This window comes from Dehalobacter sp. DCA, from assembly GCF_000305775.1.
GTDB classification, from domain to species: domain Bacteria; phylum Bacillota; class Desulfitobacteriia; order Desulfitobacteriales; family Syntrophobotulaceae; genus Dehalobacter; species Dehalobacter alkaniphilus.
In genome coordinates this window covers 1,883,220-1,895,982 of record NC_018866.1, presented here as the reverse complement: position 1 = coordinate 1,895,982, position 12,763 = coordinate 1,883,220, and the positions used below count along the sequence as shown (strand labels likewise).

At 45.9% G+C, this 12,763-nt stretch carries 25 protein-coding genes; all 25 read left to right on the top strand.

Annotated features, from left to right (window positions below; translation table 11 throughout):
* Nucleotides 1–24: 24 nt before the first annotated feature.
* The 25 genes from rplB to DHBDCA_RS09025 all read left to right on the top strand — a co-directional run bounded on the left by rplB (nt 25) and on the right by DHBDCA_RS09025 (nt 12,757).
* Nucleotides 25–855 carry a 50S ribosomal protein L2 gene (rplB, locus tag DHBDCA_RS09140; protein ID WP_015043939.1) on the top strand — a complete coding sequence of 277 codons (831 nt, stop codon included), beginning with the start codon at nt 25–27 and terminating at the stop codon, nt 853–855.
* Nucleotides 856–873: 18 nt separating this feature from the next.
* Nucleotides 874–1,155: a 30S ribosomal protein S19 gene (gene rpsS, locus DHBDCA_RS09135; protein ID WP_015043938.1), complete on the top strand. Its 282-nt coding sequence runs from the start codon at nt 874–876 to the stop codon at nt 1,153–1,155.
* A 20-nt stretch (nt 1,156–1,175) separates the two neighbouring features.
* Nucleotides 1,176–1,517 (top strand): 50S ribosomal protein L22, encoded by a 342-nt coding sequence (rplV, locus tag DHBDCA_RS09130; RefSeq protein ID WP_015043937.1) that lies wholly within the window; start codon nt 1,176–1,178, stop codon nt 1,515–1,517.
* Between the two features lie 7 nt (nt 1,518–1,524).
* Complete coding sequence (rpsC, locus tag DHBDCA_RS09125; protein ID WP_015043936.1) at nt 1,525–2,184, top strand: 30S ribosomal protein S3; 660 nt, start codon at nt 1,525–1,527, stop codon at nt 2,182–2,184.
* A gap of 1 nt (nt 2,185) precedes the next feature.
* Complete coding sequence (gene rplP / locus DHBDCA_RS09120; RefSeq protein WP_019225212.1) at nt 2,186–2,638, top strand: 50S ribosomal protein L16; 453 nt, start codon at nt 2,186–2,188, stop codon at nt 2,636–2,638.
* Nucleotides 2,625–2,825 carry a 50S ribosomal protein L29 gene (gene rpmC, locus DHBDCA_RS09115; RefSeq protein WP_015043934.1) on the top strand — a complete coding sequence of 67 codons (201 nt, stop codon included), beginning with the start codon at nt 2,625–2,627 and terminating at the stop codon, nt 2,823–2,825. The genes rplP and rpmC overlap by 14 nt, the downstream gene beginning before the upstream one ends.
* Before the next feature lie 22 nt (nt 2,826–2,847).
* Entirely contained in the window at nt 2,848–3,108 is a 261-nt protein-coding gene (rpsQ, locus tag DHBDCA_RS09110; protein WP_015043933.1) for a 30S ribosomal protein S17, read from the top strand.
* A gap of 42 nt (nt 3,109–3,150) precedes the next feature.
* Nucleotides 3,151–3,519 (top strand): 50S ribosomal protein L14, encoded by a 369-nt coding sequence (gene rplN, locus DHBDCA_RS09105; RefSeq protein ID WP_015043932.1) that lies wholly within the window; start codon nt 3,151–3,153, stop codon nt 3,517–3,519.
* A 27-nt stretch (nt 3,520–3,546) separates the two neighbouring features.
* Nucleotides 3,547–3,891: a 50S ribosomal protein L24 gene (rplX, locus tag DHBDCA_RS09100; protein ID WP_015043931.1), complete on the top strand. Its 345-nt coding sequence runs from the start codon at nt 3,547–3,549 to the stop codon at nt 3,889–3,891.
* 21 nt (nt 3,892–3,912) lie between these two features.
* Nucleotides 3,913–4,452 (top strand): 50S ribosomal protein L5, encoded by a 540-nt coding sequence (gene rplE, locus DHBDCA_RS09095; RefSeq protein ID WP_015043930.1) that lies wholly within the window; start codon nt 3,913–3,915, stop codon nt 4,450–4,452.
* A gap of 20 nt (nt 4,453–4,472) precedes the next feature.
* Complete coding sequence (locus DHBDCA_RS09090; RefSeq protein WP_015043929.1) at nt 4,473–4,652, top strand: type Z 30S ribosomal protein S14; 180 nt, start codon at nt 4,473–4,475, stop codon at nt 4,650–4,652.
* A 28-nt stretch (nt 4,653–4,680) separates the two neighbouring features.
* Nucleotides 4,681–5,082, top strand: a complete 402-nt coding sequence (rpsH, locus tag DHBDCA_RS09085) for a 30S ribosomal protein S8 (RefSeq protein WP_015043928.1) — start codon at nt 4,681–4,683, stop codon at nt 5,080–5,082.
* 18 nt (nt 5,083–5,100) lie between these two features.
* The gene (rplF, locus tag DHBDCA_RS09080) at nt 5,101–5,643 is read left to right on the top strand and encodes a 50S ribosomal protein L6 (RefSeq protein WP_015043927.1); all 543 of its coding nucleotides are present in this window, start codon (nt 5,101–5,103) and stop codon (nt 5,641–5,643) included.
* 43 nt (nt 5,644–5,686) lie between these two features.
* On the top strand, nt 5,687–6,055 hold the full coding sequence (rplR, locus tag DHBDCA_RS09075; RefSeq protein ID WP_015043926.1) for a 50S ribosomal protein L18: 369 nt from the start codon (nt 5,687–5,689) through the stop codon (nt 6,053–6,055).
* A 24-nt stretch (nt 6,056–6,079) separates the two neighbouring features.
* A complete protein-coding gene (rpsE, locus tag DHBDCA_RS09070; protein WP_015043925.1) occupies nt 6,080–6,577 on the top strand; it encodes a 30S ribosomal protein S5 in 498 nt (165 codons plus the stop codon).
* Between the two features lie 38 nt (nt 6,578–6,615).
* Nucleotides 6,616–7,059, top strand: coding sequence for a 50S ribosomal protein L15 (gene rplO, locus DHBDCA_RS09065; RefSeq protein WP_015043924.1), 444 nt, complete (start codon nt 6,616–6,618; stop codon nt 7,057–7,059).
* A 1-nt stretch (nt 7,060) separates the two neighbouring features.
* The gene (secY, locus tag DHBDCA_RS09060) at nt 7,061–8,350 is read left to right on the top strand and encodes a preprotein translocase subunit SecY (RefSeq protein WP_015043923.1); all 1,290 of its coding nucleotides are present in this window, start codon (nt 7,061–7,063) and stop codon (nt 8,348–8,350) included.
* Nucleotides 8,351–8,362: 12 nt separating this feature from the next.
* The gene (locus DHBDCA_RS09055; protein WP_015043922.1) at nt 8,363–9,004 is read left to right on the top strand and encodes an adenylate kinase; all 642 of its coding nucleotides are present in this window, start codon (nt 8,363–8,365) and stop codon (nt 9,002–9,004) included.
* Between the two features lie 6 nt (nt 9,005–9,010).
* Nucleotides 9,011–9,763 (top strand): type I methionyl aminopeptidase, encoded by a 753-nt coding sequence (map, locus tag DHBDCA_RS09050; RefSeq protein WP_015043921.1) that lies wholly within the window; start codon nt 9,011–9,013, stop codon nt 9,761–9,763.
* Between the two features lie 38 nt (nt 9,764–9,801).
* The gene (gene infA / locus DHBDCA_RS09045) at nt 9,802–10,020 is read left to right on the top strand and encodes a translation initiation factor IF-1 (RefSeq protein WP_015043920.1); all 219 of its coding nucleotides are present in this window, start codon (nt 9,802–9,804) and stop codon (nt 10,018–10,020) included.
* Between the two features lie 20 nt (nt 10,021–10,040).
* A complete protein-coding gene (rpmJ, locus tag DHBDCA_RS15000) occupies nt 10,041–10,154 on the top strand; it encodes a 50S ribosomal protein L36 (protein ID WP_021315208.1) in 114 nt (37 codons plus the stop codon).
* A 205-nt stretch (nt 10,155–10,359) separates the two neighbouring features.
* On the top strand, nt 10,360–10,731 hold the full coding sequence (rpsM, locus tag DHBDCA_RS09040) for a 30S ribosomal protein S13 (RefSeq protein ID WP_015043919.1): 372 nt from the start codon (nt 10,360–10,362) through the stop codon (nt 10,729–10,731).
* A 16-nt stretch (nt 10,732–10,747) separates the two neighbouring features.
* Nucleotides 10,748–11,137, top strand: a complete 390-nt coding sequence (gene rpsK / locus DHBDCA_RS09035; protein ID WP_015043918.1) for a 30S ribosomal protein S11 — start codon at nt 10,748–10,750, stop codon at nt 11,135–11,137.
* A 12-nt stretch (nt 11,138–11,149) separates the two neighbouring features.
* A complete protein-coding gene (gene rpsD, locus DHBDCA_RS09030; RefSeq protein ID WP_015043917.1) occupies nt 11,150–11,779 on the top strand; it encodes a 30S ribosomal protein S4 in 630 nt (209 codons plus the stop codon).
* A 30-nt stretch (nt 11,780–11,809) separates the two neighbouring features.
* Nucleotides 11,810–12,757: a DNA-directed RNA polymerase subunit alpha gene (locus DHBDCA_RS09025; protein WP_015043916.1), complete on the top strand. Its 948-nt coding sequence runs from the start codon at nt 11,810–11,812 to the stop codon at nt 12,755–12,757.
* Nucleotides 12,758–12,763 lie beyond the last annotated feature (6 nt).

The following is a 12,763-nucleotide window of genomic DNA, read 5'->3' as shown; positions in this document are numbered from 1 at the left end:
TTAAGGCAAAGGAGGTAGAAAAAAATGCCAATTAGATCGTACAAACCAACATCTCCGGGACGCAGACAGATGACTGTACTGAATTTCGATGAGATTACCAGGAATGAGCCTGAACGTTCCCTTATCGCCCCCCTGCGCAAGAAGGCTGGAAGGAATAATACAGGACGTTTGACAGTCCGTCACCAAGGCGGCGGTCATAAGAGACGTTATCGTCTGATAGATTTTAAAAGAATCAAAGATGGCGTTCCTGCCAAGGTTGCTAGCATTGAATATGATCCGAACCGTTCTGCTAACATCGCTCTTCTGAACTATGCTGACGGCTTTAAAAGTTACATTATTGCTCCCAATGGACTTAAGGTGGGCCAGGAAATTGTAAGCGGCGAACAGGCCGATATTAAAGTCGGCAATACGTTAAAGCTTAAGAATATTCCGGTCGGAACACTGATTCATAATATTGAGATGAAACCCGGCAAAGGCGGCCAGTTAGTCCGTTCAGCTGGTGGATCAGCTCAGTTGATGGCCAAAGAAGGCAGTTATGCAACGCTCAGACTCCCGTCGGGAGAAATGAGAATGATCCACATCGAGTGCCGGGCCACGATTGGCCAGGTCGGGAACTTGGATTATGAAAACGTGACGATCGGTAAAGCCGGAAGATCCCGTTGGCTTGGGATTCGTCCGACAGTCCGTGGTTCAGTCATGAACCCGTGTGATCACCCCCACGGCGGTGGTGAAGGACGTAACCCGATTGGACGTAATCCTGTCACTCCTTGGGGTAAACCCGCCCTTGGCGCCAAGACCAGGAAAAAGAAGAACCAAAGCAATAAGTTCATTGTCAAGCGTAGAGATAAGAAGTAAGCGAAAGGAGACCTCATAATGGGCAGATCTCTAAAAAAGGGACCTTATGTCAGCGCTCGTTTGTTAGAACGGGTGGAAGATATGAATAAAAACGGCGAGAAGAGAGTATTGAAGACTTGGTCCAGACGATCCACCATTTTCCCGCAGATGATTGGTCATACGATTGCCGTCCATGACGGACGCAAGCATGTACCTGTTTATATTACAGAAGATATGGTTGGGCATAAACTTGGTGAATTTGCACTGACCCGGACTTTCAAAGGACATGCCGGAAGTGAAAAATCGAGCGGCTTACGCTAGTTGAGAGGAGGTAAAGAAAAATGGAAACAAAAGCAGTTGCTAAATTTATCCGTATCTCTCCTCGCAAGGTGCGCCTGGTTGTAGATCTGATTCGCGGTAAGAAAGTTGAAGAAGCGATGGCGATCTTGAAATTTACGCCGAATATATCTGCTGAACCGGTTGGCAAGGTGCTGAAGTCAGCAGTAGCAAACGCGGAACACAACCTGGAAATGAGTCCGGATGATCTGTATGTTACCAAAGTATTCGTTGATCAAGGACCAACCTTAAAGCGTATCATGCCTCGGGCGCAAGGAAGAGCTGACAGGATCCGCAAACGGACCAGTCACATTACCGTTGTCGTCGGGAATAAGAAGGAGGAATAGGCAAAGCATGGGTCAAAAAGTTAACCCCAAAGGTCTTCGTATTGGCATTATCCGTTCGTGGGAAGGCCGTTGGTATGCTGATAAGAACTACAGGGAGCTCCTCCACGAAGACTTAAAAATCCGTAAATTTGTAACCAACAAACTCCAACAAGCCGGAGTTCCTAAAGTTGAAATAGAGCGCGCTGCAAACCGGGTCAAAGTATCTGTTCATGCCGCAAAACCCGGGATCGTAATTGGCCGCGGTGGCGCTGAAGTCGAGAACCTGCGCAAGGCATTAGAAACAATGACCGGCAAACAGGTTGCAGTTAATATTGTTGAAATTAAAAAGCCTGAACTGGATGCCAAGCTGGTGGCTGACAGTGTCGCTCAGCAACTTGAAAAACGTATTTCCTTCCGGAGAGCGATGAAACAGACCGTAGGCCGCACCATGCGTGCAGGCGCCCAAGGGATCAAGATTTCATGCAGCGGACGTCTGGGTGGAGCTGAAATTGCCCGTACAGAATGGTATAACGAGGGAAAAGTTCCTCTTCATACGCTGCGCGCAGACATTGACTACGGATTTTCCGAAGCCAATACAACGTATGGTAAAATCGGCGTAAAAGTATGGATTTACCGTGGAGAAGTTCTTCCGACCAAGAAGTCCGTTCAGGAGGAAGGAGGATTATAAAATGTTAGTACCAACCAGGGTGAAGCATCGTAAACAACATCGTCCGAGCCTTAAAGGAAAGGCTCAGAGAGGTACTAAAGTAGTTTACGGTGAATATGGACTTATGGCGCTCGAGAATGCCTGGGTTACCAACCGGCAGATTGAGGCAGCTCGTATTGCAATGACCCGTTACATTAAGCGTGGCGGTAAAGTATGGATAAATATCTTTCCTGACAGGCCGATAACTGCAAAACCGGCTGAGACCAGAATGGGTAGTGGTAAAGGTACTCCGGAATACTGGATTGCTGTTATCAAACCCAACAGAGTCATGTTTGAACTGGCCGGTGTTTCTGAGGAAGTTGCCCGCGAAGCGTTAAGGCTCGCAGCTCATAAACTTCCGATTAAATGCAAGTTTGTCCGCAAAGAGGATCAGGCTGAAGAACAGGTTGGAGGTGGCGCAGATGGCGAAGAATAAGAATTTCCCTGATATGACCGATGAAGAGCTCCTGAAACAGATTGACGGGCTCAAAACGGAATTATTCAATTTGCGTTTCCAATTAGCTACCGGACAACTTGATAACCCGATGCGGATCAAAGAGGTCCGTAAAGGGATCGCGAGAGGCAAAACCATTCTCCGTGAGCGCGAGCTCAAACGTGCTTAAGGTAGGAAAGGAGGCAAAAACATTGGAAAGAACAATGCGCAAAACGCAATATGGCAAAGTTGTCAGCGATAAAATGGATAAAACGATTGTTGTTGCAATTGAAACCAGAAAAAAACATCCAATCTATCATAAAACAGTAAAGGTTACCAAAAAATATAAGGCGCATGATGAGAATAACGAGGCTAGACTAGGGGATACCGTCCTGATTATGGAGACCAGACCGTTAAGCAAAGAAAAGAACTGGAGACTGGTCAAAGTTGTTGAAAAAGCGGTTATTCTCTAAGCCAAGGAAATATCAAGCAGCTAAGAAAGGAGGTTCCGCCCAATGATTCAGGCTGAATCAACCCTTAAAGTGGGAGATAATACCGGAGCAAAAAAACTTTTATGTATCCGTGTGTTGGGTGGTTCTAAACGTCGTTACGCATCAATTGGTGATATCATCGTTGCTGCGGTTAAAGAAGCAACACCAGGCGGCGTTGTCAAAAAAGGTGATGTTGTCAAAGCTGTTGTTGTCCGTACTACCAAAGAAATTAAAAGACCAGACGGTTCATATATTCGATTCTCCGAAAATGCGGCAGTTATTATCAAAGATGACAAGAGTCCGAAAGGAACGCGTATTTTTGGACCTGTTGCCCGTGAACTCAGAGAAAAAGATTACATGAAAATCGTTTCGCTGGCACCGGAAGTACTATAGAAAAAACCGGACGGAGGTGAATAAATAATGTCCGCCGAAAGAACAAAAGTAAACGTCAGAAAAGGCGATATGGTCATGGTGATAACCGGCAAGGACGCCGGAAAAAAAGGCAAGGTTCTTGAAGTTCTAACCCAGAAGGGCAGAGTTGTGGTCGAGAAGGTCAACGTTGTAAAGAAACATCAGAAACCGACCAAAGATATGCCCCAAGGTGGAATTGTCGATAAAGAAGCTCCGATTCACAGCTCCAATGTGATGCTGTTTTGCACAGAATGTAATTCTGTCACCAGGAAGAGTGTTAAGATTACTGGAGAAGGTAAAGTTAGAGTCTGCAAGAATTGCGGACACAATTTGCCGGAAGAAAATAAGAAGTAATTCTGGAAGGGAGGTACTCTGGTGGCTCGCTTAAGAGATTATTATAAAAATGAGATAACCCCGGCTCTGCAGAAAAAATTTGATTATAAGAATATTATGCAAACACCGCGTTTGGAAAAAGTGGTTATCAATATAGGTTTGGGAGAAGCGATTCAAAATCCGAAAGCCATTGATTCCGCTGTAGATGATCTCATGACGATTACGGGTCAGAAACCGGTCGTAACACGGGCGAAGAAGTCGATCGCAGCATTTAAGCTTCGTGCAGGCATGCCGATTGGCGTGAAGGTTACTTTAAGAGGTGACCGGATGTATGAGTTTGTTGACAGGCTGCTGAACGTAGCGCTTCCTCGTGTCAGAGATTTTCAGGGAGTATCCGCCAAGGCATTTGACGGCAGAGGCAATTATACCCTCGGCATTAAAGAGCAGCTCATTTTCCCGGAAATTAACTTTGACAAAATTGATAAAATTAGAGGTATGGATATCGTCTTTGTAACAACGGCCAATACGGATGAAGAAGCAAAAGAGCTGCTTAAAGCATTCAGAATGCCGTTTAAGGACTAGATATGAAGGAGGCTTAAGATATGGCCAAGACGTCGATGATTGTTCGTCACCAACCAAAATATTCTGTACGTGTGCATAACCGCTGCAAAATATGTGGCCGCCCGCATGCTTATATGAGGAAATTTGGAATATGCAGGATATGCTTCAGAGAACTGGCTTATAAAGGCGAACTGCCTGGTGTAACGAAGGCTAGTTGGTAAGCATTATTGGAGAAAGGGGGAAATAAAAGTGTCAACAACATCAGATCCTATTGCCGATTTCCTGACACGGATCCGGAATGCCGGGATGGTTTACCACGATAAAGTAGAAATCCCTGCTTCAAGCATCAAGAAGGCTCTGGCCGAACTGCTGAAACAGGAAGGCTTTATCAAGGATTATGAATATATTGATGACAATAAACAGGGGGTCTTGAGATTATACCTCAAGTACGGCCCTAACCGGGAAAGAGTCATTACCGGTTTGAAACGTATCAGTCGTCCCGGTTTAAGAGTTTATGCAAAAAAAGACCAGATTCCTAAGGTTTTAGGAGGCTTGGGCGTTGCTGTGATATCTACCTCCAAAGGCATCATGCCTGACAGACAAGCACGCAGTGAAGGTTTGGGTGGAGAAGTTATCTGCTATATTTGGTAAAGGATGGAGGTGTAGAATATGTCTCGAATTGGTAGAAAAGCAATCACCATTCCAGGCGGGGTGGAAGTTAAACAAGAAGGTCAGGTCGTTACCGTTAAAGGCCCCAAAGGAACGCTTACCAGAGAATTCCGGCCTGAAATCGGTATTCAAGTAGAAGAAAATACAATCAGCGTTACCCGTCCCAACGACGAACCTTTCTACCGTTCGCTTCACGGACTGACCCGCACCCTTCTTGCCAATATGGTGGAAGGCGTATCGAACGGGTTTAGCAAGAATTTGGACCTTGTCGGAGTAGGCTATCGTGCTGCTCTTTCAGGTAAAAAACTTGTGCTTACTGTCGGCAAATCTCATCCGGTTGAAATGGAACCCTATGAAGGGATTGAAATCGAAGTTCCTGCACCGAACAAGGTGATCATTAAAGGAATCGATAAGGAACAAGTCGGTAATTTTGCTGCAGATGTTCGTAAGCAACGTGAACCGGAACCGTATAAAGGTAAAGGGATTAGGTACGAAAAAGAAGTCATCCGCCGCAAGGAAGGTAAAACCGGCGGTAAGAAATAAGGTAAGGGCAAAATCTCTTGCCGCGTAGAAAGGATGAAAAAGCTTGATTAAAAAGAGTGACCGCAGACAAATTTTAAAACATAAGCATAAAAGTGTCCGCAAAAGAATCCAGGGCACAGCCGGAAGACCGCGTATAGCAGTATTTAGAAGCTTAAATCATATTTATGCCCAGGTTATCAACGATGACCTTGGAATCACCCTGGCTGCAGCTTCTTCTCTCGATGCTGAGTTTAAAGCAGCAGAACTGTCCGGAGGAAGCGTTGAGGGAGCTAAAAAAGTTGGCGAACTCATTGCGAAAAAAGCGCTGGATAAAGGAATCACCAAAGTGGTCTATGACCGCGGCGGCAGCCTATATCACGGTAGAGTTGCAGCTCTGGCCGAAGCCGCTAGAGAAGCAGGACTTGACTTCTAATCTTTAGAAAAGGAGGGAAAATCATTGTCAAATATCGATCCTAGTAAACTGGAGCTCACCGAGAAAATTGTACACATTGCCCGTGTTGCTAAAGTTGTCAAAGGCGGAAGACGTTTCAGCTTCAGTGCTCTGGTTGTCGTCGGCGACGGCAATGGTATTGTCGGCGCAGGACTCGGAAAAGCAACCGAAGTTCCGGAGGCTATTCGTAAAGGCGTAGAAGATGCTAAAAAGAATCTGATTGCTGTACCTTTAAAAGGAACATCGATCCCGCATCCGATTCTCGGCCAATTTGGTGCCGGCGAGGTTCTGCTGAAACCCGCTGCCAAAGGTACCGGAGTTATTGCCGGTGGTCCGGTGCGTGCTGTACTCGAAGTAGCAGGGGTTAAAGATATACTCACAAAATCACTGGGATCTTCCAATGCTCATAACGTTGTCAATGCAACGATGGCCGGCCTCAAGGCGCTGAAGCGCGACGTCGACGTTGCCAAAGCCCGCGGCAAGGCAGTGGAAGAAATACTCTAAAATAATGTATCGAAGCACCAAGTAAGGAGGTGTCCATATTGAAACTCCATGAACTCAAACCTGCAGAAGGTTCGACCAAATCACGCAAACGTGTTGGAAGAGGCAACGGCTCGGGACTTGGAAATACAGCCGGCCGTGGTAGCAAGGGTCAGAAAGCCCGTTCCGGCGGCGGTGTCCGTCCCGGATTCGAAGGTGGCCAAATGCCCATTACCCGCAGACTTCCGAAACGCGGTTTTACAAATAATTTTAGAAAAGAATATGAGGTCATCAATGTATCCGATCTTGAAGAAAGATTTGAAAATGGTGAAGAAGTTACCATTGAAGCTTTATTTGAGACTGGACTCATCAATAAAGTCAAGGATGGTGTCAAAGTACTCGGAGACGGGGAATTGACCAAATCATTAACCGTAAAAGTTCATAAGGTAAGCAAAACAGCAGCAGAGAAGATTACTGCTGCCGGTGGAAAAGTAGAGGTGGAATAAATTGATACTTGAAACCCTGAAGGATGCCTGGAAAGTTCCGAGCATTAGAAAGAAAATAGGGTTCACCTTGCTTATGCTTCTGATCTTTAGGATTGGGTCTCACATCCCGATTCCGTTTATGGATCGTGAAGTGCTTCAAAACATGATGGGCAGTGGAGGATTGTTTGATTTCTTCAACACATTCTCTGGTGGCTCCCTGAAACGCTTCTCTGTATTCTCATTAAGTATCATGCCCTATATCACTGCCTCCATCATTATTCAGCTCTTAACGGTCGTCATTCCTTATCTGGAAAGACTATCAAAAGAGGGCGATCAGGGCAGAAAAAAGATTGTTCAGTATACCCGCTATGGTACTGTTGTACTTGGCTTCATCAACGGTTTTGGACTGACCATCGGCTTAAGAGGTGCGCTTACGATTCCTCAAGAGTCGCTTAGGATTCTAATTTACATTATGATTGCAATCGTACTGACCGCAGGTACAGCTTTTCTGATGTGGCTGGGCGAACAGATCACCGAAAAAGGCATTGGCAATGGCATCTCACTCATTATCTTTGCCGGTATTGTTGCTGGGATTCCAGATGCAATCAAGTACTTGGTTGGGCTGCTGCAGGTTGGCGAAATCGGTTGGATATCAATCGTAGGCTTAGTGGTTATTGCAGCGCTGATTATTGCCGCTGTTGTATTTATCCAGGAGGGCCAAAGAAGAATTCCGGTTCAATATGCCAAAAGAGTCGTCGGCCGCAAGCAATACGGTGGACAGAGCTCTCATATTCCGTTAAAAGTTAATCAGGCGGGCGTTATTCCGATTATTTTCGGTATTTCCTTAATGGCCTTTCCGGCAACCATTGCGACCTGGCTCCCACAGGACTCAGCCTTCGCTCTTTTTGCCCAGAAATGGCTGCAAATGAACGGCTCAGCCTATTCAATACCGTACTTGATCATGTATGCATTGCTCATTATTTTCTTTACCTATTTCTATACAGGAATTACCTTTAATCCTGTAGATGTCGCGGATAATCTTAAAAAGTACGGCGGTTTTATACCCGGAATTCGTCCGGGTCGTCCGACTTCAGATTATTTGTTTAAAATCCTGAGCAGAGTGACTTTGGCAGGTGGGATATTCCTGGCACTGATTGCTGTTCTCCCCAGTCTGATCATGGGATTCACCGGAATAGATAACATCTATTTAGGTGGAACATCCCTGCTGATTGTGGTCAGCGTTGCTCTTGATACGATGAAACAGATGGAGAATCAGCTGATGCAGCGTCACTATCAAGGATTTTTAAAGTAGGAGGCGATCGAGATGAGAATGATACTCATGGGTCCTCCTGGAGCAGGAAAAGGAACACAAGCCGATTTGCTCATTGAGCATTATCATATACCCCACATTTCAACTGGGGACATGTTCAGAGCCGCAATCAAGGAACAGACTGCCCTGGGAATGAAGGCCAAAGAATACATGGATGCGGGTGGCCTTGTCCCGGATGAAGTAACGATTGGGATTGTAGCCGACAGATTGGCTCAGGCTGATTGTCAAAATGGTTTCCTTCTGGACGGGTTTCCCCGTACGGCTGCCCAGGCGGATGCATTGGCGAAAATCTTAAGCGACATGAAAATTGCTCTGGACGGAGTTATCAACATTGAACTGGGCGAAGCAGATCTCTTGGAACGGCTCACCGGAAGAAGAGTCTGCAAACAGTGCGGTGCAACCTTCCATACTGTCTTCAACGCTCCTAAACAACAGGACGTTTGTGACAAGTGCGGTGGTGCACTCTACCAGAGAAGCGATGACACACTTGAAACAGCACAAAATCGGCTGAAGGTATATAATACACAGACTGAACCCCTGATTGCATATTATAACAACCAAGGCTTGCTCAAGAGAATTCAAGGGGATAAAGAAATTAAGCAGGTTTTCAGCGATGTTCTCAGCGTGTTGGAGTAAGAAGCCATGATTGAACTGAAGAGTAAGGAACAGCTTGGCCGCATGCGGAAAGCTGGCCGGATCGTGGCAGAAACTCTGGAACTGATGCGGAAAATGGTTGCCCCGGGAGTAACTACGGAACAACTGGACAGAGCGGCGGAAGATTACATTGGCAAATGCAATGCGATTCCTGCCTTCAAAGGATATAACGGCTTCCCCGCAACACTATGTACTTCGATTAATGAAGAAGTGGTGCATGGGATCCCGGGTTTAAGGGCCCTGAAAAGTGGAGATATTATCAGTATTGATTGCGGGGCAATCATTGACGGATACGTCGGTGATTCTGCGATCACACTGCCGGTAGGAGAAATCAGCAGGGAACTTCAAAATCTGCTGGCAGTGACTGAAGAATCTCTCAGGTGTGGAATTGCCCAGGCACTCAAAGGTAACCGGCTGTTTGATATATCCTACGCTATTCAGACGTATGTAGAAGAGAATACAATGTCGGTCGTTCGGGACTATGTAGGTCACGGAATCGGCAGAAAAATGCATGAAGAACCTCAAGTACCCAATTTTGGCAAACCCGGCAGGGGGCCGAGACTCGAGGTAGGAATGGTCCTGGCGATAGAACCAATGGTCAACTTAGGAGGCTATCAGGTTGAGACTCTTGAGAACCAGTGGACTGTAGTAACGAAAGATCGCCGAGCATCGGCGCATTTTGAACACACAGTGGCCATCACTGAAAATGGCCCGGAAATACTAACTCGAATTGAAGGCTGAAGACCGGTAAATAAATGTCAAAGGAGGGATAGGCGCAAATGTCAAAAGAAGATGTGATTGAGGTCGAAGGCAAAGTACTGGAACCATTGCCGAACGCAATGTTTACGGTAGAATTAAACAATGGTCATAAGGTACTGGCGCATGTCTCCGGCAAGATTCGGATGCATTTTATCAGAATTTTGCCTGGAGATCGGGTCACGGTGGAGCTTTCTCCCTATGACTTGACCAGAGGAAGAATTGTATACAGATTTAAGTAAGGACAAGGGAGGAATCACAGGTGAAAGTAAGACCTTCTGTGAAACCGATTTGTGAAAAGTGTAAAATTATTAGACGGCACGGAAAAGTAATGGTTATTTGCGAAAATCCGAAACATAAGCAACGCCAGGGCTAAATCGAGGATGAAGTTCGAGGTTCGAAGATCGATGATTATGCATCAAAGATCTAGCAGACAATACCGGACAACGAACTTAGAACATCGATTAGCAATATGTGCGGGTTGTCGCCTTTGGACCGGATTAACACTAACAAAGTCGGACGCTAAATATGAAAATCAAGTAACTGGAACTAATTATCGAACATGGGGGTGTGAAATTTAGATGGCACGTATCGCAGGGGTGGATATACCTCGGGACAAACGTGTTGAGGTTGCACTTACCTACATCTATGGTATCGGCAATTCTCAATCCAAAAAAATCCTGACAAAAACACAGATTAACCCTGACACCAGGGTCAAAGATCTTACAGACGACGAAGTCGCCAAGATCAGGGAAACAATTGATAAAGAATACAAGGTCGAAGGCGATCTACGTCGGGAAGTGTCCCTTAACATTAAAAGACTGATGGAAATCGGCAGTTATCGTGGCCTTCGCCATCGTCGTGGACTACCTGTGCGCGGACAGCGGACCAAAACCAATGCCCGTACACGCAAAGGTCCCGCAAGAGCAATTGGCGGAAAGAAGAAAAAGTAAAGGGGGGCATTGAAGCATGGCTCGTAAAGTTGTTCGTACCAGAAAAAGAGAACGTAAAAATGTTGAAAGCGGCATAGCACATATTAAGTCGACTTTTAATAATACGATTGTCACCATTACAGACACGACCGGAAACGCACTTTCCTGGTCCAGTTCCGGTTCTTTGGGTTTCAAAGGATCACGTAAAAGCACACCTTTTGCTGCGCAGATGGCTGCAGAGACAGCTGCCAAAGCAGCAATGGAGCATGGGCTCAAAATTGTTGAATGTTTTGTCAAAGGTCCAGGATCAGGCCGTGAAGCCGCAATCAGAGCATTGCAGGCGGCAGGTCTGGAAGTGAACCTTATTCGGGACGTAACTCCGGTACCGCATAACGGATGTCGGCCGCCCAAACGCAGAAGAGTATAGGGGGTGTAAAACATGGCTAAATATACAGAATCAGTATGTCGTCTGTGCCGGCGTGAGGGTCAGAAGTTATTCCTGAAAGGGGATCGCTGCTATACCAATAAATGTGCTGTGGACCGTCGGGCGTATGCTCCGGGCATGCACGGACAGGCTAGAGGCAAAAAACCGACTGAGTACGGCATTCAGCTCAGAGAAAAGCAGAAAGTTCGGAGGATCTACGGCGTTCTTGAGAAACAGTTCCGTGGATATTTCGACAAAGCTGCCCGTCAAAAAGGTATGACCGGGGAAAATCTTCTCCGTTTATTGGAACGCCGTTTGGATAATGTTGTTTTCAGACTTGGCTTTGCTTCATCCAGACCCGAAGCACGTCAGCTTGTGACACATGGTCATATCACAATCAATGGCAAACGCGTCGATATTGCATCTTATCTCGTCAGCACTGGCGAAGCAATTTCGATTAAAGAAAGCAGCAGAGACAACAATAGAATCAAGGAAATGGCCGAATCCTTAAAGGATCGTGCCGTTCCTGCATGGTTAAGCCTGGATATCAATAGCATCACAGGGACTGTCATCAACATGCCAACCCGTGAAGATATTCAGATTCCGATTGAAGAACATCTTATCGTAGAGAAATATTCTCGTTAAACTTTTCCGGGAAAGAAGGGGTGCATTCCGATGCTTGAAATCGAAAAGCCCAATATTGAATGTGTTGAGAGATCTGAAGATAATACCTATGCCAAATTCATTATTGAACCCTTAGAGAGAGGCTATGGCATTACCTTGGGGAATTCCCTGCGTCGTATCCTGCTTTCTTCTCTACCCGGGTCCGCGGTTACTTCAGTAAAAATAGAAGGCGTACTACACGAATTCTCAACCATTCCAGGAGTCTTGGAAGACGTAACTGAGATCATTCTCAATATTAAATCCCTCGCTCTCAAAGGCCATACGGATGAACCACGCGTTCTGCGTTTGGAATGTGAAGGGGAACGGGTTGTTACCGCAAGAGACATTATCACCGGTCCCGATATTGAGATTCTCAATCCAGATTTGAAGATCGCCACGTTGGATAAAGACGGGCGTCTCTTCATGGAAATGAACGTCGAACGTTCCCGCGGCTATGTCTCAGCTGAGAAGAATAAAAAAGCAGATCAGGTAATCGGCGTTATTCCTGTCGATTCCATCTTTACCCCAATTTATAAAGTCAACTATGCTGTAGAAGATACCCGGGTCGGTATGATGACTGACTTTGACAAGCTTACCCTGGAAGTATGGTCTAACGGCAGTATTACCCCGAAAGAGGCAACTAGTCTCGCAGCCAAGATTTTGAGCGAACATTTGAGGCTCTTTATCGGACTGAACGATAATCTGGGTAATGTTGAAATCATGGTGGAAAAAGAAGAAGAGGCCAAAGATAAGATTCTGGAAATGACCATTGAAGAACTGGATCTTTCCGTAAGATCTTATAATTGCCTGAAACGCGCCGGCATAAACAGCGTTGAAGAACTGACACAAAGAACTGAAGAAGATATGATCAAAGTACGCAATCTTGGGCGCAAATCTCTGGAAGAAGTCGAACACAAGCTCAGAGAACTTGGGCTGGGATTCCGTACTCCGGAAGATTAAACCTAA

What these genes read in the sequence shown, in the direction of transcription:
- rplB (WP_015043939.1), top strand. Translation starts at nt 25, where the DNA reads ATGCCAATTAGATCGTACAAACCAACATCTCCGGGACGCAGACAGATG.
- rpsS (WP_015043938.1), top strand. Translation starts at nt 874, where the DNA reads ATGGGCAGATCTCTAAAAAAGGGACCTTATGTCAGCGCTCGTTTGTTA.
- rplV (WP_015043937.1), top strand. Translation starts at nt 1,176, where the DNA reads ATGGAAACAAAAGCAGTTGCTAAATTTATCCGTATCTCTCCTCGCAAG.
- rpsC (WP_015043936.1), top strand. Translation starts at nt 1,525, where the DNA reads ATGGGTCAAAAAGTTAACCCCAAAGGTCTTCGTATTGGCATTATCCGT.
- rplP (WP_019225212.1), top strand. Translation starts at nt 2,186, where the DNA reads ATGTTAGTACCAACCAGGGTGAAGCATCGTAAACAACATCGTCCGAGC.
- rpmC (WP_015043934.1), top strand. Translation starts at nt 2,625, where the DNA reads ATGGCGAAGAATAAGAATTTCCCTGATATGACCGATGAAGAGCTCCTG.
- rplN (WP_015043932.1), top strand. Translation starts at nt 3,151, where the DNA reads ATGATTCAGGCTGAATCAACCCTTAAAGTGGGAGATAATACCGGAGCA.
- rplX (WP_015043931.1), top strand. Translation starts at nt 3,547, where the DNA reads ATGTCCGCCGAAAGAACAAAAGTAAACGTCAGAAAAGGCGATATGGTC.
- DHBDCA_RS09090 (WP_015043929.1), top strand. Translation starts at nt 4,473, where the DNA reads ATGGCCAAGACGTCGATGATTGTTCGTCACCAACCAAAATATTCTGTA.
- rplF (WP_015043927.1), top strand. Translation starts at nt 5,101, where the DNA reads ATGTCTCGAATTGGTAGAAAAGCAATCACCATTCCAGGCGGGGTGGAA.
- DHBDCA_RS09055 (WP_015043922.1), top strand. Translation starts at nt 8,363, where the DNA reads ATGAGAATGATACTCATGGGTCCTCCTGGAGCAGGAAAAGGAACACAA.
- map (WP_015043921.1), top strand. Translation starts at nt 9,011, where the DNA reads ATGATTGAACTGAAGAGTAAGGAACAGCTTGGCCGCATGCGGAAAGCT.
- infA (WP_015043920.1), top strand. Translation starts at nt 9,802, where the DNA reads ATGTCAAAAGAAGATGTGATTGAGGTCGAAGGCAAAGTACTGGAACCA.
- rpsM (WP_015043919.1), top strand. Translation starts at nt 10,360, where the DNA reads ATGGCACGTATCGCAGGGGTGGATATACCTCGGGACAAACGTGTTGAG.
- rpsK (WP_015043918.1), top strand. Translation starts at nt 10,748, where the DNA reads ATGGCTCGTAAAGTTGTTCGTACCAGAAAAAGAGAACGTAAAAATGTT.
- rpsD (WP_015043917.1), top strand. Translation starts at nt 11,150, where the DNA reads ATGGCTAAATATACAGAATCAGTATGTCGTCTGTGCCGGCGTGAGGGT.
- DHBDCA_RS09025 (WP_015043916.1), top strand. Translation starts at nt 11,810, where the DNA reads ATGCTTGAAATCGAAAAGCCCAATATTGAATGTGTTGAGAGATCTGAA.